The organism is Jannaschia marina, from assembly GCF_013404595.1.
In the GTDB taxonomy this organism is placed as follows: Bacteria; Pseudomonadota; Alphaproteobacteria; order Rhodobacterales; family Rhodobacteraceae; genus Jannaschia; species Jannaschia marina.
The window spans coordinates 1-21,745 of the sequence record NZ_JABVAX010000016.1 but is presented as its reverse complement, the minus strand read 5'-3'; the positions used below and the strand labels follow the sequence as shown (position 1 = coordinate 21,745).

The following is a 21,745-nucleotide window of genomic DNA, read 5'->3' as shown; positions in this document are numbered from 1 at the left end:
AGGCAAGGCGCGCATGGTGACCCGACATGAAAAAGGCCCCCGCGAGGGAGCCTTCGTCATCGTCGAGAGCGGCCCCGCGGGGCCGGTCGATCAGGCGTTGACCGAATCCTTGAGGGCCTTCGCGATGGTCATCTTGACCACCTTGTCGGCGTCCTTCTTGAACTGCTCGCCGGTGGCGGGGTTGCGCACCATGCGCTCGGGGCGCTCGCGGCACATGATCTTGCCGACGCCCGGAAGCGTCACGGCACCGCCGTTCGACACTTCCTCGGTGATGATTTCGACGATCGCGTCGAGCGCACCGGAAGCCGACTTCTTGTCGGTGTCCATCTTCTCGGCCAGTGCGGCGACGAGTTGCGTCTTTGTCATCGGTTTGTTCGCCATTTGCGGCTCTCCCTTCCCCGTAGGCTTGCTGATTGGGCGGACCTTAACCCGCCTTTTCGCGAGGTCACAAGAATTTGTGACCCTGTTTTTGCGGTGTCTCGGCGGAAAGTGGCGTCAAAGGAACGCAGTTTCCTCGAAACTGCGCAACTTTCGGCTGTGCAGACGCTCCAGAGGCATTTCGCGAAGGGATTCCATGGCGCGGATGCCGATCATCAGATGGCGGCTTACCTGCGTCTTGTAGAAGTCCGACGCCATGCCCGGCAGCTTCAGCTCCCCGTGGAGCGGCTTGTCGGAGACGCAGAGCAGCGTGCCGTAGGGCACCCGGAAGCGGAAGCCGTTGGCGGCGATCGTCGCGCTTTCCATGTCGAGCGCGACGGCCCGGCTCTGCGAGAGGCGCTGCACGGGGCCGGCCTGCTCGCGCAGCTCCCAGTTGCGGTTGTCGATGGTCGCCACCGTGCCCGTCCGCATGATCCGCTTGAGTTCGTAGCCTTCGAGCTGCGTCGTCTGTTCCACGGCCTCCTCGAGGGCGACCTGCACCTCGGCCAGCGCCGGGATGGGCACCCAGACCGGCAGATCGTCGTCGAGGACATGGTCTTCCCGCAGGTAGGCATGGGCGAGGACGAAATCGCCAAGCGACTGCGAATTGCGCAACCCCGCGCAATGCCCGACCATCAGCCAGACATGGGGTCGCAGGACGGCGATGTGGTCGGTCGCCGTTTTCGCGTTCGACGGCCCCACCCCGATGTTGACGAGCGTGATGCCCTGCCCGCCCTCGCGCGTCAGGTGGTAGCTCGGCATCTGCGGCATCTTGGCCGGATCCATCATCGGCTTGTCCGGATCGTCGGCGGTGATCCGCTGTCCGGCCGGCCCGACAAGCGCGACATAGCCGGATGCCGGGTCGCGCAGTGCCTCGCGGCCATAGGCGATGAACTCGTCCACGTAGAACTGGTAGTTGGTGAAGAGGACGTGGTTCTGGAAGTCCGTCGGCGACGTCGCCGTGTAGTGGGCAAGCCGGGCGAGCGAATAATCGACCCGCTGCGCCGTGAAGGGGGCGAGCGGCTTGGCCCCGTCCTCGTAGGTGAAGCCTACGCCGTTGACGATGGCGTCGTTCGTCGTCTCGAGGTCGGGCACGTCGAAGACGTCGCGCATCAGGAACGGCAGGACGCCGTCCTGCGGCACGTTCAGGTCCGCATCGTTCAGCACGGCGAAATGCACCGGGATCGGCGTCGTGGAATAGCCGACTGAGACCGGGATGTCGTGCGACGTCATCAGGAGGCCGATCTGCTGCGTCAGGTAATGCTCGAAGAGGTCGGGCCGGGTGATCGTCGCGGCGTACTGGCCCGGCTCAGCCACGTGACCGAAGCTCAGCCGGCTGTCGGCGCGGCCGAAGCTCGTCGTCGTGATGCGGATCTCCGGGTAGTAGGCGCGGTAGCGGCATTCGGGGATCGCGCCGCCGAGGGCCGCCTGGAATTGCATCTGCAGGTACTGCGTCGCCTCGGTGTAGAGCCGTTTGAGCTCGGCCACGGCCTCGGCCGCGTCGTTGAATTGGCGCGCGGGGCGGTCATCGGGGCTGCAGATGGGGGAGGTGTTCAGCGTCATGTGGTCTCTATCAGGTCGGTCAGTTCGAATGTGGTCACGTCGACGAGGCCCATATCGCTGATCCGCAACTCGGGGATGACGACGAGGGCCAGCAGCGAATGCTGCATGTAGGCGTTGTTGAGGGTGCACCCGGCGTCGCGCATCGCCTGCATCAGAGCGCTGGCCTTGGCGGCGACCTCGGCGGCGGGGCTGTCGGACATGAGGCCGGCGATGGGCAACTCGACGAGCGCGCGTTCCGCCCCGTCGGACCAGAGCGTGACGCCCCCGCCGACGGCCCGCAGGCGGTTGGCGGCAAGCGCCATCTGCTCCGCATCGGTGCCGACGACGATCATGTGGTGGCTGTCATGCGCGACGGTCGAGGCCAGCGCCATCCGCCCGGTATAACCGAAGCCCGAGACGAGCGCGTTGGTCACGCCGCCCGTCGCCCGGTGCCGTTCCACGAGGGCGATCCGGCAGGTGTCGGCGTGGCCTGTCGTGTCCACGCACCCGTCGACGACCGGCAGCGTACGGGTCAGCGCCTTCGTCGGGGCCTGGTTCTCGACCACGCCGATGACACGGGCGGTCACTTCGTGCGCGCCCTCGGCGGCGGGGATGTCGAAGTCGTTCGCACTCAGATCCCGCGCCATGTTCACCGTCTCGCGGGCCTCGGCGGGCCAGTCGAGGTGCGGGCAGGCCACGGTCAGCCTGCCGTCCTTCGCCACGGTCTGTCCGAGTGCGATCACATGCTCGACAGGAAGCGTCGTCAGGTCCGACGTCAGGATGAGATCGGCGCGACGGCCCGGCGCGATCGACCCGAGCTCCCGCTCCAGCCCGAAATGCGTCGCCGTATTGATCGTGCACATCTGCAGCGCGATCAGCGGATCGCAGCCGCAGTCGATCGCGTGGCGCAGCACCCGGTCCATGTGCCCGTCGTTCACCAGCGTCCCGGCCATGCAGTCGTCGGTGCAGAGGATGAAATTGCGCGGATCGAGGCCCTTTTCGGTGACGGCGGTGATCTGGGTTTCCACGTCGTACCAGGCGGAGCCGAGGCGCATCATCGCCCGCATCCCCTGCCGCACGCGGGCGATGGCGTCGGCCTCGCAGGTGCCCTCGTGGTCGTCGGCGGGGCCACCCGCGGCATAGGCGTGGAAGGCCGGGCCGAGATCGGGCGAGGCGTAGTGCCCCCCGATCGTCTTGCCCGCGTCGGCGGTCGCCGCCATCTCGGCCAGCATCTTCGTATCTTCGTGGATCACGCCCGGGAAGTTCATCATCTCGCCCAGGCCGACGATGCTGGGCCAGGTCATCGCCTCGGCCACGTCGTCGGGCGTGATCTCGTGCCCCGTCGTTTCCAGCCCCGGAGCCGAGGGCGCGCAGGAGGGCATCTGCACGAACATCGAGCAGGGCTGCCGCCGGGCCTCGTCGTGCATGAGCCGCACGCCGGGCAGGCCCAGCACATTGGCGATCTCGTGCGGGTCGGTGAACATCGCCGTGGTGCCGTGCGGGATAACCGCGGCGGCGAATTCGGCCGGCGTCAGCATCCCCGATTCGACATGCATGTGCGCGTCGCAGAGACCGGGGATGACATAGCGCCCCGCTGCGTCGATCACCTCCGTTCCGGGGCCGATGCAATGGCTCGCGTCCGGTCCGACGTAGGCGAAGCGGCCGCGGGCGATCGCCACCTCCCAGTCGAGCACCTCCCGCGTGTGCACGTTCACGACCTTTCCCCCGCGCACGACGGTTTCGGCCGGGGCGCGGCCTGCGGCGATGGCGATGAGGGAAGCGGCGGAGTCGGGCCAGGTCGGCAGCGTTTCGGGCGTCATGGCAAAGGGTGTCACGGGTTGGGGGGACGTGCAAGCGGGGCCATTGCCCGGTCGGCGGGAACCCGATTGCGGCGGACGCGCGTTGGTTCGCATGAACTTGCCCGATCTCATCTACTACCCCGACGACCGCCCCGGCATCACGCGCCGGCGAGCCGGGCGCGGCTGGTCCTACCGCGCGCCCGACGGCACGACGATCGACGACGCCGGAGAGCGGAAGCGGATCGAGGCGCTGGCGGTGCCGCCGGCCTATGAGAAGGTCTGGATCTCGCCGCGCCGGCGCGGCCACCTGCAGGCCACGGGGCATGACGCGCGGAACCGTAAGCAGTACCGCTACCATGCGCGCTGGTCCGAGTGGCGCAACCTGCAGAAGTTCGGCGAGCTGCCGGAGTTCGGCGCGGCGCTGCCCGCGCTCCGGCGGCGCGTGGCCGAAGCGCTCAAGGGCGAAGCCGGAGAGCGGGACTTTGCGATTGCCGCCGTCCTGCGCCTGATCGACCGGGTGTCGATCCGCATCGGTTCCGAGGCCTACCGCGCCGAGAACGGGACGGAGGGGGCGACCACGCTGCGCTCGCGCAACCTTCGGATCGACGGGCGGGGCATCCGTCTCGACTGGCGGGCGAAGGGCGGCAAGCGCGTGCGACGACAGCTGTCGGACCGGACGCTGATGCGCGCGCTTCACGACCTGTCGGACCTGCCGGGCGCGCCCGTCTTCGAGTGGATCGAGAACGACACGCGCCACACCGTCCACGCCGACCAGGTGAACGACTGGCTGCGCGGGGCGACGGGCCTCGACGGGGCCACGGCCAAGACCTTTCGCACCTGGAACGGCTCGGTTCGCGCGTTGGAGGCGGCGATGGCCGCGGGCGAAGGCATCACGATCAAGGAGATGTCGGAGGCGGCGGCGAAGATCCTGCACAACACGCCGACCATTGCGCGCAATTCCTACATCCACCCCGACGTAATCGCGCTGGCCGAGGACTGGCGGGACGTCGGCGTGCCCGACCGCCCCACCGCGCTGCGGCAGGGCGAACGGGCGCTTCTGAAGCTTCTAGGTTAGATAGGGCAGATCGCCCGCGAAGCCGGTGCGGTTCAGCACCCAGTAGACCCCGATCGCCGCGATCACGAGCGAGCCGGGGATGACCACGGCCTTGCGGTAGATCGGGCTCGTCCCGAGGGGCAGGCCAAAGAGCAGGAACGCCGCGGCGATCACGGTGAAGTGCCCGATCTCGAGCCCCACCATGAACGCCAGCAGCGAGGCGGCAAGGTACTGGCCCAGCCCGAACTCCGACAGGACCGAGGCAAAGCCGAGGCCATGCACCAGCCCGAAGAGGAAGACGACGCCGACGCGGCCCCAGCCGATATTCTGCCGCTCTCCGCGTCCGAAGATGTTCTCGATCGCGATCCAGGCGATGGAGGCCGCGATGATCGTCTCGACGAGCCACATCCAGTCGCCCGGAATGGTGATGACCCCCGTCGTGGCGAGCGCCAGCGTGAGCATATGCGCGACGGTGAAGGACGTGACCTGCCAGATGAGCGGTCGCCATGCGAGCGCGTAGAAGAAGAGGCCCAGGACGAAGAGGATGTGGTCGAGCCCGTCCGGGATGACGTGGATGAAGCCCGAGACGACGTAGCGCTGGATTACCTCGCCCAGTTCCGGCGTGGCGACGCCCGTGCGCGGCATCGGATCCGAGAGGGCCCCCGCGGTCAGAAGCGCCTCGTAGGCCTCGCCTTCGGCGATCTGCCGGATGATCAGCGTGCCAAGCTCGGCGTCGAAACCCATGACGACCGGCTCGTCGCCTTGAGGCAGATCGGCGGCGAGGGTGAGTGTCGAATCGCGGCGGACTTCGACGTCGCCCACCTCCGGCACCTCGACCGCAGTGAGCTCCGGCACGAGGTCGGTCTCGCCCGCGCGCAGCGTGATCCCCTCCGCGATCGAGGGCCAGGCCTCGGTCAGCGCGGCGGACAGCTCCTCCGGGGGCAGGGCGCGCAGGGCGTCGTTCTCGTCCGACAGGGGCGAGTCGTTGGTGTCTTCGACCTCCGACAGGTTCACCCCGGCGATGAGCGGCTCCACGGCGACGCGCAGCTCGATCTCGACGCGGGCCTCGTCGACGGTGACGTCGGCCACCGCCGGCTGCACCTCATGTGCCGCGGCCGTGATCGGCAGTCCCATTGACACGAGGAGCGCCAGCGCCACTCTGAGCCACGTCATCCGGAGATTGTTCATGCTGCGCCCTTTTCACCTTGTTCTACTGGCACTGTGCACCCCCGGCCTGCCGTTGCAAGCCCATGAATTCTGGATCGAACCGACGGACTACGCCGTGGAGGCGGGCGGACCGGTCACCGCGACCTTCCGCAACGGAGAGGAATTTGCCGGCTCTGCGCTCTCCTACATTCCCGGCCGCTCGGCCCTCTTCGAGATGATCGTCGAGGGGGAGCGGCAGGCGGTGCCGGCCCGTATCGGCGACAATCCGGCCTTCGACGTGGCCGATCTGCCCGAGGGGCTGCTGACGATCCTGCACGAGACGACGGATCGCACGGTCACCTACAAGGAGTGGGCCAAGTGGGTGAAGTTCACCGACCACAAGGATTTCGCCTTCGCGCAGCAGGAGCACCTCGACCGGGGTCTGCCCGAGACCGGCTTCGAGGAAAGCTACCGCCGCTTCGCGAAGGCGCTCATCGCTGTGGGTGGGGGCGCTGGGGCCGATGCGGCGCGGGGCTTGCGCACCGAGATCGTCGCGGGCGCGAACCCCTATGTCGGCGACCTGTCGGCCGGCCTGCCGGTTCAGGTGCTGCTCGATGGCGCGCCGAAGGGTGGCGCGCAGGTGGAGATGTTCGCCAAGGACCCGGAGGGCAACGTCGAGATCACGCTGCATACCGCCGACGGCGAGGGGCGCGTGACACTGCCGGTGGAGCCGGGGCACGAATACCTGCTCGACTCGGTGACGATCCTGCCACTTGACCCCGTCGAAGATGGCGATCCGGTCTGGCAGACGCTCTGGGCCGCGTTGACCTTCGCCGTGCCACCGGCGTAAGTGCTCCGGCAGAGATCCCGGAGGACAGCATGGACAAGTTCGAGACCCTGACCGGCGTGGCCGCGCCGCTGCCGCTCATCAATGTCGACACCGACATGATCATCCCCAAGCAGTTCCTCAAGACGATCAAGCGTTCGGGTCTCGGCGTGAACCTCTTCGACGAGATGCGCTACAACGACGACGGCTCCGAGGTCGCGGATTTCGTGCTGAACCAGCCGGCCTACCGCAAGGCCGAGATCATCGTCGCGGGCGACAACTTCGGCTGCGGCTCCTCCCGCGAGCATGCGCCTTGGGCGCTTCTGGATTTCGGCATCCGCGCCGTCATCGCGCCGAGCTTCGCCGACATTTTCTACAACAACTGCTTCAAGAACGGCATCCTGCCGATCGTCCTGCCGCAGGAGCAGGTCGATGCGCTGATGGATGACGCGAAGAACGGCGAGAACGCGCGCATCACCGTCGATCTGGAGAGCCAGACGGTCACCGGCACCGATGGCACGGCCTATCCCTTCGAGGTCGACAGCTTCAAGAAGCACTGCCTTCTGAACGGGTTGGACGACATCGGCCTGACCATGGAGAAGGCTGCCTCGATCGACAGCTATGAGCGGGACATGGCCCAGGCCCGTCCCTGGGTCTGATCCCGGGGGCGACGTCAAGAACTTTAACGTCGATCCTTAAGATACTGTCTTTAAAGGGCTCTCTCGGTTTTCGAGAGAGCCCTTGCGGCTTTCTGGGCACACAAAATACCTTTGCGCTTTTCGTTCAACCTCAGGCGGTTGCGGGGTGAACTTAAACAAGGCACCTTGGTGGCAAGAATGAGGCAGTCGCCCCAACGAGGGCAGCAGAAACGAGGCTCCGAAAACAACGGGGGCCGTCCGATAAGGATCGACAGGCAGTGATTTCGCAGCTTCCAGGTGCGTGCATTCGCGCGTTTCTCGTGGTGGTGATGGTTCTGACACCGTCACTGATGCTGCCGGATCCCAATTCCCAGATCACCGACACTTTCGTTCTCATCGCGATCTTCGCGGCGGTCTTCGTCATCGTCGAATACGGCTCGACCTATCCCGGCCTCGTCGAGTTCCGGGGGGCCCCGCCCTTCAACCGCGTGCGGTTCCTGACGCTCTTCGTCACGCTCGTCCTGATCTCGGTGGCCTGCGCCGGAAAGTACGAGAGCACGCTCCTGTCCCGTCTCGTCATGGCGATCGGCGTGCTCCTCGGGCAGTCGATGGATTTCCCCCTCTCGCCGATCCGGCTGATCCTCTGGCTCTTGCCCGAGGGGACGTCGCTGTCGCAGGCGCATTCGGTGCGGGCCGCTGCGGGCCTCGCCTATCTGACCTCGCTCGTCGGCCTGACCGTCTTCGCGATCCTGATCCGGATTCGCGGCTGGCCCTCGCCCACGGGCAGCTTCAACGTCTGGATCAACCTGCCGACCTTCGACCCGACCGCCGGGGCGGACGTCGTGAAGCGACTCAACCGGGACGGAGCCGTTAACATTCTGTTAGGGCTTCTGCTGCCATATCTGGCCCCGCCCCTCGCCGTGTTCATCGCCCGGTCCTACGACCTGTCGATGCTGCACAGCGATCTGATGCTGGTGTGGGTGATGGCGCTATGGGCCTTCCTTCCGACCTCCCTCTTCCTGCGCGGCATCGCGATGCGTCGCCTTGCACTGATGATTTCGCACAAGCGCCGGCGTCTGGGGCAGGAAGACGGCGTGCCGGACCCGGCCTTCTTGCCGGCCTGATCTTTCTCGCGCTCGGGGGCGCTGTCGGGGCCGACACGATCCGCTTCGCCACTTACGACAGCGGCCTCGGGCGCAAGGGGCCGGGCCTCATGGTGCGAGACCTGCGGGCGGGGCGCGACGCTCAGGCGGAGGCGGCCCTGGCGCTGATCGCCGCGGCCGGGGCGGATGTGATTCTGCTGATGGATGTCGACTGGGACCATGGCGGTGCGGGGCTCTCGGCCCTGCGCGACCGCCTGCGCGACCTCGGCGCGGCATATCCCCACGCGCTTGCCCTGCGGCCCAACAGCGGTACGCCGTCCGGCCACGACCTCGACGGGGACGGTCGGGCGCACGGCCCGCGCGACGCGCTGGGCTACGGCTGGTTCACCGGAGACAGCGGCCTCGCGCTCCTGTCACGGTATCCGTTGGGAGAGGCGAAGGACCACTCCGCGACCCTCTGGTCCGACCGGTCTGATGCGGCCGGTCTCCTGCCCGAGGCGGCGCAGGACGAGATCCCCCTCGCGACCACGGCGCAATGGCGCGTGCCGCTCCGGGTTGGCGAAGCGCAGTTGATGCTCGTCACACTGGCCGCCGGCACCCCTGTCTTCGATGGCCCGGAGGATCGCAACGGCTTGCGCAACCGGGACGAGCTTCTGCAGGTGACCGACCTTGCAACCGACGTGCCGCTGCCCGTCGTGCTCGGCCGCGCCAATCAGGACCCCGCGCGCGGCGAAGGCCACGCGGAGGCGCTCCGTGCGCTCCTCGATCATCCGGCCCTGCAGGATGTCGCCCCGTCCGACGGGGGTAACACCGCCACCGTCCGTTGGGAGCGCGCGGGCGAGATGCGGGTGGACTACGTGCTGCCGGCGCGCGGACTGCGGGTCATCGACAGCGGCATCCTGCGCGACGATGCCGCCGGTCCCGCGCGCCTCGTCTGGGTCGACGTGGCGCTTCCTTGACGGCTGCGGGGTCATCCCCTACCCCGGCATCGACCATTTGCAGCAAAGGCCCGAGACATGGCGAACCCCTCCCTCCTGATCCTGCCGGGCGACGGCATCGGCCCCGAAGTCATGGCCGAGGTGCGCCGCGTGATCGACTGGTTCGGCGCGAAGAAGGGCCTCGTCTTCGACGTCTCGGAGGATCTGGTCGGCGGCGCGGCCTATGACGTGCATGGCACGCCCCTCACCGACGAGACGATGGCGAAGGCGCAGGAGGTCGATGCCGTGCTCCTCGGTGCGGTCGGCGGGCCGAAATACGACGACCTCGACTTCAGCGTGAAGCCCGAGCGCGGCCTCCTGCGTCTGCGCAAGGAGATGGACCTCTTCTCGAACCTGCGCCCGGCGCAGTGCTTCGGTGCGCTGGCCGATTTCTCCTCTCTCAAGAAGGACATCGTGGCCGGCCTCGACATCATGATCGTGCGCGAGCTGACCTCCGGCGTCTATTTCGGAGAGCCGCGGGGCATCCACAAGGAGGGTAACGAGCGCGTCGGCGTGAACACCCAACGCTACACCGAGAGCGAGATCGCCCGCGTCGCCCGCTCGGCCTTCGAACTGGCGAAGAAGCGCGGCAACAAGGTCTGCTCGATGGAGAAGGCCAACGTGATGGAGTCGGGCATTCTCTGGCGCGACGTCGTGCAGGAGATCCACGACGCCGAGTATCCGGACGTCGAGCTGAGCCACATGTACGCCGACAACGGCGCGATGCAGCTCGTGCGTGCGCCGAAGCAGTTCGACGTGATCGTGACGGACAACCTCTTCGGCGACGTCCTCTCGGATTGCGCGGCGATGCTGACCGGCTCGCTTGGGATGCTGCCCTCCGCTTCGCTCGGCCTGCCGATGGAGAACGGCCGGCCGAAGGCACTCTACGAGCCCGTCCACGGCTCCGCCCCCGACATCAGCGGGCAGGGCAAGGCCAACCCGATCGCCTGTATCCTCAGCTTCGCGATGGCGCTGCGCTACTCCTTCGACGAGGGCGCACATGCCGACCTGCTCGAAGGTGCGGTGCAGACGGTGCTGGCCGGCGGCGCGCGCACGGCCGACCTGATGGGCCCCGACGGCGGCACGCCGATCTCGACGTCCGAGATGGGCGATGCGATCCTCGCGGCGCTCGACGCGTCGTGAGCCTGGCGGTCCGGCCCTACCGTCCGTCGGACCGGGCCGCCTTTCTCGAACTCTACGGGGCCTGCCTGCGGCACTACGCCTGCGGTTCCGCCGATCCGGCCATGCTCGACGACCTGCTGCGCGAGCTGGCCGCCGACTTTGGCACCCATGCCGATATCGCGTGGACGGGCGACCGCCCGATCGGCTTCGCCTTCACCCTGCGGGTGCCCGCCGGATCGGGGTTCGCCACCTACCTCAAGGAGCTTTTCGTCGCGCCGGACGGACGCGGGTCGGGTGCGGGGCGCGCCCTGATGCGCACAATCGCGGCACGTGTCCTCACGATGGGCCACCTGCGCCTCCAGTGGGAGACCGGCGAACCCGGCGCGCGGGAGTTCTATGCCGCACTCGGGGCCCCGGACGACGGCAAGACACACTATACGTTGTCCGGCCCGGCGCTGGCGCGGCTGGCCGATGGTTCGCCCGGCCGAGAGTGACGCGTCACGGAATCGCGGACTTGAGCCGCAGGGCCACGACGCGCTAGAGCAATGCTGAACATGCCGCGCGCAGGGGAGGCGGGCGGACCAAGACCGGAATATCCATGCCCGAACGATCCTCCCCGCTTCCCGGTATCCTGCTGGCGCTCGCCGCCTTCGCGCTGTTCTCCACGCACGACATCGCCGTGAAGATGCTTGGCGGCGGATATGCCGTCTTCCAGATCGTCTTCTTCAGCGTGCTGCTGACCTTCCCCCTCGTCGTCTTCATGCTCCTGCGCGACAGCGAGGTCGGCACGCTCATCCCCAGGCATCCATGGTGGACGGCGCTGCGTACGGTGGCGGCGGTCACGACGGGCTTCTGCGCGTTCTACGCGTTCTCGGTGCTGCCGTTGGCGCAGGTCTACGCGATGATCTTCGCCTCGCCCCTCCTCATCACGCTGCTGGCGATCCCGGTCCTGGGCGAAAAGGTCGGTCTCCATCGCGGCGGGGCCTGCGTCGCGGGGCTCGTCGGCGTGCTCGTCGTCCTGCGCCCGGGCGCAGTGGAGCTTGGCCCCGGGCATGTGGCGGCTCTGGTTGCGGCGTTCACCGGCGCCCTCGCCTCGGTCATCGTGCGCAAGATCGGGCGGGAGGAGCGGGCGGCAGTGTTGATGCTCTATCCGATGGTGGCGAACTTCGCGATCATGGGAACGCTCCTGCCCTTCGTCTACAAGCCCATGCCCCTGCCGGACCTCGGGCTCTGGGCGATGATGGCCGCGCTGGCCTTCCTCGCGGGCCTCGCGCTCATCCAGGCGTATCGGCGGGCGGACGCGGTGCTCGTCGCGCCGATGCAATACTCGCAGATCATCTGGGCCGCGCTCTTCGGGTGGCTCTTCTTCGACGAGACGATCCAGCCGATGACGGCGCTCGGCGCGGCGATCATCATCGCCTCGGGGCTCTACATCGTCTTCCGCGAGGGGCGCGGCCGATCGTCGAATTCGCCCGTCCTGCGGACGCGGACGCGGCCCGAGACGGGCACGTCCTTCCGCATCGGGCGGATGCTCTCGGAGGAGGCGCGGTCGGTGCCGTCGGCCCGGCTCTGAAACCCCTTGCCTCGGGTGTCTCGGGCCGATAGGACGCGCCCACGGTCGGGCAGTGGCGCAGCCTGGTAGCGCACCTGCTTCGGGAGCAGGGGGTCGGAGGTTCGAATCCTCTCTGCCCGACCAGTTTTCTGACGATGAAAAGTTGCAGGGACTATGTCCCAGGCAACACGGCTTTGTTGCGCAAATGGCCTTCGGCTGGAGTTCCCCTTTCCCCGTCTGACGTCAGCCGACGGGCTGCATGACGGGGATGTCGAGGGCGGTGAAGCGGTCGAGGTCTCGGCCATGAGCTTCTGGCCGCGCAGCTTCATGCAGTTCATCCACTGGCCGGCAGGGCATTGCGTAGCAATGTCCCGAGAGGCTTGGTCTCGGCGCGGCTTCCGCGGTGGTAGCCGCTCTATTTCCGCCAGAGCGTCCGGCCGAGGTACCTGGGTACGCGCAAGGCCTCGTTCCCCGCTCCCGCCCCGGAACCGTCCTTCTTCCTGGGCTTTGCGTTTCGGCGGGGCGGCGTACAAGAAGGTCTGCTGTTTGCCGGGCTTGCCAGGAGGCGTCTCGTGCCAAGCCAGGGTCGACCCAGACCGTCGGCGACCGGCGCTCGCGCCGCGCGGCGTCGAAGCTGGACCGGTTCAGGGTGCGGGAGCGGGTAGGCACAGGCCTGGACATGTCGACCGGCTGTGCCGCTGGCCTCGCGATGTGAATCCCTGGCGAGCTTTGTGCAACAAGACCGGACGCTTGAGCAATTTGAGGGCTTCGCGCCCGCCGCGCTTGCCAACCCCGAACCCGACGACTCCCGAAATCAAACTCGCAGACTCTCGTTCAGAGCGAGTGGGCAGATCACCCGGCCCCCTCATGCTTCAGTTTCGAGCCCGTCATTTATTTCTCCGTCGGATTTGAGCCAAACGCGATAGGGGACTTCATACTCGCCGGAAAGAGGGTGCATCTGCCTTCCCTTTCGGCTGCGCACCCCGTCGTGGTCCGCACGAGAGGGCGGCCTCGGGCCGCGCCGGCGTCGAGTGCGGGATCGGTGCCTCGGCGGTTGAACCCGAGACAGGGCCATCCATCCGATCGGCAAGTCTTGGTCGACCCCACATGGGAAGGCCAGCCCCGTGGGGACCGGCCCTTGCCAAGCTTCCGAAACTGCCTGGCTGCATTTACGCCGACGCGCTAGGCGAAAGCGACGATCACGACGCTCATCGTTCCCGCGGGCGACCTTCCGGCGCGCGCCGTCGCGGTGCCCACACCGGTATTGAGGGTATGAAGGCTGTTGTCCGCCCAGTGCGGCCGGCTGTTCACCGCCCAGTTGTTGACCTGGTTCATGACCATCATGCGGACCTGGGTGTTGGCGAAGTTCTCCAGCCCGATCATGGCGGCATCTGACCAGTTGAGGCTGACACCGACCAGTTCGTCCGAGCCTTCCGACGCCCGCACTTCGGCATCGAACGATTTGACCGCGGAGCGCGCGGTGCCTTGACCCGCGCGGGCGGCGATCATCGCTGCCTGGAGGTTGTCCTTCTGCACGTAGCTCCCGATCGCGCTTTGGAGGATGCCGAGGATCTGCGGATGACCGACGTCGCAACTCGCGCTGACAGCCAGGCGGCCCTGATCGTCGAAGACCTTGTCGAGCGTCCATCCACCTTCCCCGGCGACGCCGAAGAATGGAAAGAAGCCGGCCTCGAAAGCGCTCTGGACATCCGTATGGTCGGAGGTCGCGATACTCTTCGACGAGCTGATCGTGATCGTGATCCCGTCGACCAGAAGCAGCGCGTCCACGGCCCGCGGCAGAGAACCTTGCGGCCCGAAGTACGTCGTCCAGTCGGGCGTGCCGGACTGCCACGTGTTTCCGTTGTTGTTGCTGTAGGCGGTTGTCAGGGCATTGGGAACGTACCATGGGTTGAAGGTATCGGGACCGGCGATCACCTGCCCCTGCGAGAGCGGCGTGACCGGAATCGTCGAGACGTGCTTGAATTCGATGTCGAAGTTCAGGGAGCTCGCGATGACCTCGCTGCTGACCTTGTCGTAGGACGCCTCGCCGCCTCCGAAGAAGATGTCGTAGAATCCCTCGACCGCTCCGGCTGCCCAGGTGTGGCTCGTGTTGCTCGACTGGGTCGATGCGTCCAGAGTGACGGTCCCGCTCGGTGCGCCGCTGAGGACGTTTGAGATGGTCTCCACCGTGCTGGTGTAGGCCTTCACCCCGGTCTGGCCACCGGCCGCGGCCCAAGCCATCTGGGCCTGCGTGATGGGCCCGTTGAGCGCGGCCTGGAACATTCCGATCACCTGGTTGGCCTTGTCGGGCGGCATGTTCGCATAGGCCCAACCCGAGAAGACCTGGATGATCGTCTTGCCGTCCGAGGGGGGGTTGTTCTTCAGGTAGGTCATCCAGGCTGTGTAGTAGTCACCCATCGCGGCCTGGAACTGACCGCTGCTCGCGTCATGCACGCGCGACAGAACCCCGCCGTACTGCGACGAGAACGTGTTGTGAGATCCCGGCGTCCAGTTTCCGCAGATCGAGAGCGGAGGCACCTGATCCATCAGGGACCAGATATTCTGCGTAGTCGAGGGCAGCGCCACATTACCCTGCGCCAGCTGGAAATGCTGGTCGCTCAGGTTCAGCTGGGTCACGATGGCGTTGTAGTATTGCTCGGTGAGCGTCTTCATTGCGTCGCTTAGGGCACCCATGTCTTCTCTCCTCTTGAAGCGGGTTATTCGGATTGGATCGGCCGCCGGCGGATGCTGACGGCCCCCAAATTTCGCTCCGTCGCTCGTTCGGTGCCTGAAGCCTGAGCGAAACGTCGATGAAACGTGTTTCGGAATAATTTCGGATTGATTTCGGGCGCGATCGGAACAGAGCGGGCAAGCTGAGGATGTGAACCGAGGACGCGAAGACGATCCTGGTCATTGAGGCGATTTCTTCGAGCGGTCCGGAAGTGAGACATGCGCACGCAGATCAAGATGCTACATGACCTGGCGATCCTTCCATATTATTGTGGCGTCCCGATCGAGGTCGATCCGGCCCTGGTCGGCGGTCTGGGGCGATATACCGAAGGGACGCTTCGCAACCATACGTTCATCGAGCTGGTCATGGACGCGGCCTGTATCCCTGACGCGCTGACCGTGGGTGCGACCTATCGTGCCGTCGGTGTCGATGACGACGGAAATCGTTTGAGCACGCATTGGCTCTTCTGTACGTCGACCGCCCCCGCGCCGATCTTCGGCGTCTCCATCAACTGGCGTTTCCGCAACGCGGTGGCACCCCTTGCCGGTGACCCGCGGAACCCGTGGATCCGGCTGGAAAAGCTGGAGGATCTGACCATGACCTGGGCATCGCCTCCTCCGTCTCTTGGCGTATCGCAGAACCGGATCGGTCAGCGCGGCTGGCTGGTGATGACGCCTCTGACGACACCGGCTTCCATCGGCTTTCTGATCGAGGATCCGACGCTGCCGCCTGCGATCGCCGAAGGTTTCCGAGGCATCGCCATTTCGGCCAAGTCCTCCCGGACCCTTCAATCCATCGGCTTTTCCGCTTTGACCTGTGTGGACGCAGGTGAACCCGCTCTCTTTCTTGAAGCGATGAGATAGAGCCGGCGATGTACTTTGAACCCGAAAGCTTCTACCATTCGGTCCATCTGCCGTTTCGACACGTGCAAAGCGGCAAAAGCTTTTGTTTTCCAAGTGGCAACCACTCTGCCCTCGCAAAGAACGGTTGCAATAGCAGTTCCACCGCAATGCGAGCGTTTTGGCTGGTCGTTCGGGAGGCAGCATTTTCGGTGTGTGAGGGGGGAGCGTCAGACAGATTTCGGCTCGGGACGGCGATCTATCATGCCCAGTCCGGTCGTCTCACCGAGGCGGATGGAAACGACGTACTTCTGAGACACCAATCCGCGCAGATCCTGCAGCTTCTGGTGGCCCGCGCGGGAGAGCTTGTATCCCGTGACGTGCTGATCGACGAAGTCTGGCCGGACGTATCGGTCACCGACGACAGCCTGACGCAATGTATCGCCGATATCCGCCGCGCCATTGGGGATGGCGATCACTCGATTCTGAGAACCGTGCGGAAGCGCGGCTACGTGCTGCGCGCCGAGGCGATCACGGGGCCGGCAAGCCCCGCATCCGTGATCGCTCCCGAGAGCGTGTTGCATCTGCGGGGTTCCGAAGGCGTCGCGGCGCGCCTCGACCCGCGGGATGTCTTGCCAACGCTCGCGATCCTGCCGATGCGCGCGCTTTCCAAGGGGGACTGGGAGCCGATCGGTATCTTCGCCGCCGACGAGATCTCGAGCGCACTCAGTCGGTCGCAGGACGCCAATGTCATCTCGCGCCTGTCCACGGTAAGCATCGGAGAGAGCGATTGGGATGTGCGCGAGGTGGGGCGACGGCTGAACGCCGATTTCGTCCTGTCCGGACTCTGGGTTTCGGAAGCCGGTTGCGTCATCCTCTCGGTGGAGCTCGCGGACACGGAGAACGGATTCGTGCTGTGGTCCGACCGGATGAAGCTGCGCCTCGATCAGCTTATGCGGAACGCTGATTGGGTGGACAGTATCGTTCATCACATCCGCAGCGCGATCATGCTGAACGAGACACGCCGGTTGCATTCCTGTCCTATTGGCGACCTGAAGCTCTTCAGCGTGTTGCATGGCGCGATCGGGCTGATGCACCGATTTTCGATCAAGGAGTTCAATACCGCGAAGACGTATCTGGAATACGTTGCGGAACAGGTCTCCGACAGCCCCGTGCCCCTGGCCTGGCTGGCGCGCTGGCACGTGCTGAGGTCGGTGCAGGGCTGGACCGATACCCCCGATCACGATGCCCGTGAGGCGCTGGATCTCACCGCGAGGGCACTGGATCTCGATCCGACGAATGTTCTGGCGCTTGTGTGTGAAGGGCAGGTGCTGGCGCATCTGGCCCGTCGTCTGGATGAATCCGAAGAACGCTACGCGCTCGCACTCAGCTACAATCCGAACGACGCCCAGGGCCTCTCGCTGAGCGGAATGCTGGCAGCTTTCCGGGACAACCCCGAGACCGGCATTCGCAACACCGAACGGGCCCTGCACCTGACGCCGCTCGATCCGCATCGGTTCTTCTATCTCGTGCTGACGGCTGCCGCGAACCTTTCGGCCGGGGAATACGACCGCGCCGTCGCGCTCGCGCGCGAGTCGCTGCGGCTGAACCGGACGCATGTTTCCACCCTGCGAACCCTGGCCGCGGCACAGGTCGGAGCCGGTGACCCGGACGGGGCCCGGAAGACAGTGGCCGAACTGATGAGGCAGCAGCCCGATCTGCGCGTCAGCGCCTGGCAGGCATCGTCACCGAGCGCCGAGTTCCGGAATGGGAGACGCTTCGCAGATCTCCTGCGCCGGGCCGGGGTTCCGGATTGATCCAGAGATTTCAAGAAGGGGAGTGAGACATGACCATCGTACCGCAAAGCGCCTATTCCGCCTACAGCGCCTATTCGGCGTACTCGGCGTACTCGGCCTATTCGGCGTACTCCGCCTATAGCGCCTATGGTGCGCCGGGTGCGGGCGAGAACCCGATGCTGGCCGATGCCTTCATGACGACCCGCGACGGCATCGTCGGGGCCAGATTGGATCAGATCGGCAGTGTCCGGGAGAGCGTCGCGAACGATCCGCGGACCTTGAAACGGCTGTCGCCCGCCGTGCGCGCCGCGATCTTCCAGGCGGAGCTTGCCGCGAGTATCGACGTCTCGATCGAGACATGCGACGGCGATGTCAGCCCCGTTCTCTGGCACCGCAGTGCGAAAAAGGGGGACATGCGGCGCATCAAGTATCACGAACTGCTCCGGATGACCCGCCCGAGCGTGGAGCGATTAACCCGTCAGCTCGATCTTGTCTCGGGCTATGCCCAGATCCGTCCCGACAGGGCCGCCGAGATCCTGACGCAAGTGACGGCGCCGGCCCCGTTCTTCTCCACGATCGGGTTTATCGACCCCGGCCGTACCCCCCATACGCTGGAGTTCCTTTCCACGGCACTCAGCTTTTCGGCCCCGCTGATACAGCGCATCAAGTTCGCCCTGGCTGTGAAGCGCCCCATCGAATTCTCGCCGCAGATCCAACCGATGATCCCGACGCCGACCCATGGCTCGCTGCCGAGTGGCCACGCATCGGAGGCGTTCCTGATGGCCCGCCTGATCTGGAGGCTCATGCTGCACTCCAACGCGCCTCAATACGGTGACAAGGCGTATTGGGGAGAGATGCTCATGCGCCTCGCTGCCAGGGTGGCCGCCAACCGGGTGGTTTCGGGAGTGCACTTCCCGGTCGACAGCGCCGCCGGCGCGGTTCTGGGCTGCACCCTTGCGGAGCACGTCTACAGCCAGTGCAACGGCGGGCGCTGGTGGTCTTCGCGTTTCGACGGGACGCATTTCGATCCGGAGGGGGATTTCGACTGGCATGACATCTTCGATGTCCGCAAGGACGAGTTGAAGAAGAAGGCCGAATCCGGAGACGGTGTGTGGATGCGCGCGAAAGCGCATGCCCCCTCCAAGGGCGAGCCCGCGCCGGTTCTGTCCTGGCTTTGGGAAAAGGCCCTGGAGGAATGGCAGGATCTCGGGCCCGGCGACCTCCCGGTTCAGGGAGAGTGACATGTTCACCTGGCAACACGCGGATGACGACACCCTGCTCGATCACCATACGGATTTCCGTCTGGGCCTGTCCGAGAGTCATTTCCCGGACGATCCGGCGCGCATCTGGTGGTCCGTCCTGATCGAAATCGCGGACGTGTCGATCGACCAATTCGAGGCGGCCCTTGCGGAGTTCGCCGACGATCTATTGATCCCGGTAGCTTACGATCCCGACGACCGCAGAGAGGTGAAAGAACTTCAACCCGTCACGATCTTTGCCCGGAAGCCGTTGATCGAGGTTTTGAACGACGGGCGGAACGTCTTCGGCGTGGTCAGCGTCCATCTGGGGGCTGTGATCCCGGAGGCACTCCTCGATCGTTTCGCGACACCACCGGCCCTGAGCCCGATCCGCGTGGACGACAACGCCGTCGTCATGGCGGTCATCGATGACGGGATCGCCATCGGCCACGACCTCTTTCGCGATGGCCCGACCGAAAGCAGGATCGAGCACGCGTCGATCTTCGAGGCGGCTCCTCATAGTGGATCGTCGCACGCCAGCCTCGGCCGATCCTATTCGCGACATGAGATCGACGCGCTTCTGCGGCGTTGTCATCACAACGGGTTTCTGGACGAGGACCGGTTCTACGCGGAAACCGGGCAGGCAGACTTTCTGGCCGGCACCGCTTCCCCGGTCAGCCGGCGCGTTTCGCACGGCACCCACGTCATGGGATTGGCGGCGGGGCGGAAGGCGCATCACGCCGATGCGCCACGCCCGATCATCTGTGCCATCCTGCCGTCGCGCGTGGTTCAGGATACGACGGGTGTCGATCTGCTGCCTCTGCTTTACTTGGCCTTCGTCATTCTCGCGAAACAGGCCGGCCGGTTCAGAACCAGGACCAAGGGCCCCGCGCCGGTCGTTTTCAACTTCTCCTACGGCAACACCGGCGGGCCGCATGACGGCACCGGCGTGTTTGCCTCTCTGTTCCGGCATGTCGTTGGGGCCGGATCGGAGTTCGCGGCACGTGGTCAAAAGGCATGGCTGACCTTGCCCGCAGGGAACAGCAACCTCTCTCAACTGCATGCGTCGGGTCCGGGTCCGGGCAAGCAGACGAACGTCGATCTCATTGCACAGCCGGATGATCGCACGCCGAGCCATATGCAAATCTGGCTTCCTGTGAGCGAGGAAAGGGAGCAGCCGGATTTCGCCCGGATCGGCATCACCGCGCCCGGGGGCGAACGTAAAACCATCTCGACCCGACCGGGTCAGCGCGCCTCACTTTTCAACTCCAGGGGGCAGGAAGTGGCGCGCCTCGCCTATCAGTACGTCGGTGGCTTCGTTCAACGCGGACGTGTCGGTCTGACGATCGGTCCGACGGCAGGGCTGGATGAAAAAGCGGTGCTGGCACCGGCGGGGGCCTGGCAGCTGGAGATCGAACGCTCCGCCGGCGCGCCGGCAGGTGACATCGACCTCTGGGTCCGTCGGGACGAGACGCTTCCAGGGTCTCTTCCCGGCGGACGTCAGGCATATTTCGATGCCGCGGACTACGTCCGCTTCGATGAGTTTGGCGTGCCGCTGGCGGTCGATCCGACAGGCAGCGATTGTCCGATAACGCGGTCGGGCACCCTGAACGGATTTGCCTGTGGCGCGGATCCTGTCGTCGTCGCCGGCTACAGCGCGCGGGAGGCGGGGGTCGCCGGATACTCAGGTGCCGGTCCCACCAGCGATCGTGGCGGCTCACCCGGTCGGGAGGGGCCCGATCTCGCGGCGAAGTCGGACGAGAGCTACCTGATGCGGGGGGTCATCAGCGCCGGGTCGCGCAGCGGATCCTGGGCGCGCTTGTCGGGGACGAGCGTTGCGGCTCCTCGGGTCGCCCGTGCCGCTGCGAAGGGCATTCAGGGCAAGGCCGACACCGCCCGCGATTGGAGCCGCATGGCCGTCGGGGAAAGTCCGTTCCCCCTGAACGCAGACCCCCGAAGAGCGGGCGCAGGGGGGCTCCGCGTCGAGATCCGCTTCGATGATGCACAGAAATGAATGCGGGTTTCGGCCGGGCTGATCCGCATCCGGTCCGTCATGAAGCGACGTCTACCCCCGTGACAAATGAGGCCGCGCAAGGCGCTCGGCCGCCGTCTCCCGTTCCCCGGGTTCAGAGACCCGCCGGGCAGCCGCGTCCCTTGGCCGGATGATCGTATCGGTGTCGACGGCCCGTCGTTTTCCTGAAGCAGGCTGAGTTTTGTACAGGAGTCACGTGCCTTTTCGCGGTTACATGCCATTCGATGTGCAGGAGTTGCTTGCTCTTGAGTGGTTTTCGAGGGTTTCGCGCTTTTCATTGGGCTTGATACAGGCAAGGATGACGACGTCACCCGAAGCCCTAGGCTCTGTACGCACCCGTTATCGATGTGATTCAAGCGCGCTGGGACTATCGGGAGATTTGGACGGCGAGGTTCGATCTTACGGATGCGGAATGGGCGTTGATCCTGCCGTTTCTTCCGCCTGAGGGATGCGGTGCTGTGCGGGTGGGTGGCCGGCGGGTCTTGAACGCGATCTTCTGAGTCTTCAGGACCGGCTCGCCCTAGCGGGATCTGCCCGAGCGGTGATCCTACAGGACCGCCTAAAACCCCTTTAATCGCTGGGTCAAGCGTGGGGTCTGGATCGCCGTGTTCGAGTGCCTGGCCGAGCGGTTCCCGCAATCGGTGCGGTTCATCGACTGCACCATCGTCCGCGCCACATGACATCTACGCGCGCTGCAATCTCCGTCGAGCGCTTCTTCAACCGCATGAAACACTTCAGAAGGGCCGCAAACCGCTACGACAAGCTCCCGCGCAACTACCTCGCCGCCATCGCTCTCGTCCTGTCTTTGGTGCATGAGGTGCTCCCTGGAAATTGGACGCTGACGGGAGCTACGATCTGAGGTCATCTTGGTCTTCGAGAAGGAGACGGACGAGATGGCGAAGAGGAAGCGGCACGCGGCCGCGTTCAAGGCGA

General features: G+C 65.8%; 18 protein-coding genes, 1 tRNA gene and 1 pseudogene. 13 read left to right on the top strand and 7 right to left on the bottom strand.

Annotated elements, in window-relative coordinates; all coding sequences use genetic code 11:
• Positions 1 to 90: 90 nt before the first annotated feature.
• From HSX43_RS17195 to ade, 3 genes are all read right to left on the bottom strand, one after another.
• Entirely contained in the window at positions 91 to 381 is a 291-nt protein-coding gene (locus tag HSX43_RS17195; protein ID WP_179381373.1) for an HU family DNA-binding protein, read from the bottom strand.
• 114 nt (positions 382 to 495) lie between these two features.
• Positions 496 to 1,980 carry an AMP nucleosidase gene (locus tag HSX43_RS17190; RefSeq protein WP_179381372.1) on the bottom strand — a complete coding sequence of 495 codons (1,485 nt, stop codon included), beginning with the start codon at positions 1,978 to 1,980 and terminating at the stop codon, positions 496 to 498.
• Entirely contained in the window at positions 1,977 to 3,779 is a 1,803-nt protein-coding gene (gene ade, locus HSX43_RS17185) for an adenine deaminase (protein WP_179381371.1), read from the bottom strand. The genes HSX43_RS17190 and ade overlap by 4 nt, the downstream gene beginning before the upstream one ends.
• A gap of 91 nt (positions 3,780 to 3,870) precedes the next feature.
• On the opposite strand from ade, the gene HSX43_RS17180 reads away from it, so the two are divergent.
• On the top strand, positions 3,871 to 4,833 hold the full coding sequence (locus HSX43_RS17180) for a DNA topoisomerase IB (protein WP_179381370.1): 963 nt from the start codon (positions 3,871 to 3,873) through the stop codon (positions 4,831 to 4,833).
• Here HSX43_RS17180 and HSX43_RS17175 read toward each other — a convergent pair.
• On the bottom strand, positions 4,825 to 6,000 hold the full coding sequence (locus HSX43_RS17175) for a HupE/UreJ family protein (RefSeq protein ID WP_235962716.1): 1,176 nt from the start codon (positions 5,998 to 6,000) through the stop codon (positions 4,825 to 4,827). The two genes, HSX43_RS17180 and HSX43_RS17175, sit on opposite strands and share 9 nt — an antisense overlap.
• On the opposite strand from HSX43_RS17175, the gene HSX43_RS17170 reads away from it, so the two are divergent.
• The 8 genes from HSX43_RS17170 (at position 5,999) to HSX43_RS17135 (ending at position 12,320) form a co-directional block, all read left to right on the top strand.
• Positions 5,999 to 6,808 (top strand): DUF4198 domain-containing protein, encoded by an 810-nt coding sequence (locus HSX43_RS17170; RefSeq protein WP_179381369.1) that lies wholly within the window; start codon positions 5,999 to 6,001, stop codon positions 6,806 to 6,808. The genes HSX43_RS17175 and HSX43_RS17170 overlap by 2 nt on opposite strands.
• A gap of 29 nt (positions 6,809 to 6,837) precedes the next feature.
• Positions 6,838 to 7,443, top strand: coding sequence for a 3-isopropylmalate dehydratase small subunit (leuD, locus tag HSX43_RS17165; protein ID WP_179381368.1), 606 nt, complete (start codon positions 6,838 to 6,840; stop codon positions 7,441 to 7,443).
• 329 nt (positions 7,444 to 7,772) lie between these two features.
• Entirely contained in the window at positions 7,773 to 8,546 is a 774-nt protein-coding gene (locus HSX43_RS17160) for a hypothetical protein (RefSeq protein ID WP_235962715.1), read from the top strand.
• Positions 8,547 to 8,635: 89 nt separating this feature from the next.
• Positions 8,636 to 9,484 carry an endonuclease/exonuclease/phosphatase family protein gene (locus HSX43_RS17155; protein ID WP_179381357.1) on the top strand — a complete coding sequence of 283 codons (849 nt, stop codon included), beginning with the start codon at positions 8,636 to 8,638 and terminating at the stop codon, positions 9,482 to 9,484.
• Between the two features lie 57 nt (positions 9,485 to 9,541).
• Positions 9,542 to 10,645, top strand: coding sequence for a 3-isopropylmalate dehydrogenase (leuB, locus tag HSX43_RS17150; protein ID WP_179381366.1), 1,104 nt, complete (start codon positions 9,542 to 9,544; stop codon positions 10,643 to 10,645).
• Positions 10,642 to 11,118, top strand: coding sequence for a GNAT family N-acetyltransferase (locus tag HSX43_RS17145; protein WP_179381365.1), 477 nt, complete (start codon positions 10,642 to 10,644; stop codon positions 11,116 to 11,118). The genes leuB and HSX43_RS17145 overlap by 4 nt, the downstream gene beginning before the upstream one ends.
• Positions 11,119 to 11,222: 104 nt before the next feature.
• On the top strand, positions 11,223 to 12,197 hold the full coding sequence (locus HSX43_RS17140) for a DMT family transporter (protein WP_179381364.1): 975 nt from the start codon (positions 11,223 to 11,225) through the stop codon (positions 12,195 to 12,197).
• 46 nt (positions 12,198 to 12,243) lie between these two features.
• Positions 12,244 to 12,320, top strand: a tRNA-Pro gene (locus HSX43_RS17135).
• A gap of 99 nt (positions 12,321 to 12,419) precedes the next feature.
• Here HSX43_RS17135 and HSX43_RS19720 read toward each other — a convergent pair.
• Together HSX43_RS19720 and HSX43_RS17130 are read right to left on the bottom strand one after the other, a co-directional pair.
• Positions 12,420 to 12,702, bottom strand: a pseudogene (locus HSX43_RS19720) (hypothetical protein); the annotation flags it as partial.
• Positions 12,703 to 13,358: 656 nt separating this feature from the next.
• Complete coding sequence (locus tag HSX43_RS17130; RefSeq protein ID WP_179381363.1) at positions 13,359 to 14,849, bottom strand: hypothetical protein; 1,491 nt, start codon at positions 14,847 to 14,849, stop codon at positions 13,359 to 13,361.
• A 276-nt stretch (positions 14,850 to 15,125) separates the two neighbouring features.
• Between HSX43_RS17130 and HSX43_RS17125 the strand changes: the two genes are divergently transcribed.
• Genes HSX43_RS17125 through HSX43_RS17110 form a run of 4 tightly spaced genes read left to right on the top strand, consistent with a single transcriptional unit; the run spans position 15,126 to position 20,794 of the window.
• A complete protein-coding gene (locus HSX43_RS17125; protein WP_179381362.1) occupies positions 15,126 to 15,770 on the top strand; it encodes a hypothetical protein in 645 nt (214 codons plus the stop codon).
• Positions 15,771 to 15,778: 8 nt separating this feature from the next.
• Entirely contained in the window at positions 15,779 to 17,563 is a 1,785-nt protein-coding gene (locus HSX43_RS17120) for a winged helix-turn-helix domain-containing tetratricopeptide repeat protein (protein ID WP_179381361.1), read from the top strand.
• A gap of 29 nt (positions 17,564 to 17,592) precedes the next feature.
• Positions 17,593 to 18,783 carry a phosphatase PAP2 family protein gene (locus tag HSX43_RS17115; protein ID WP_179381360.1) on the top strand — a complete coding sequence of 397 codons (1,191 nt, stop codon included), beginning with the start codon at positions 17,593 to 17,595 and terminating at the stop codon, positions 18,781 to 18,783.
• Position 18,784: 1 nt separating this feature from the next.
• A complete protein-coding gene (locus HSX43_RS17110; RefSeq protein WP_179381359.1) occupies positions 18,785 to 20,794 on the top strand; it encodes a S8 family serine peptidase in 2,010 nt (669 codons plus the stop codon).
• 577 nt (positions 20,795 to 21,371) lie between these two features.
• Here the strand turns inward: HSX43_RS17110 and HSX43_RS19715 are convergent.
• Positions 21,372 to 21,745 (bottom strand): hypothetical protein (locus tag HSX43_RS19715; protein WP_235962725.1); only part of this gene is annotated, 374 nt, incomplete at its 5' end.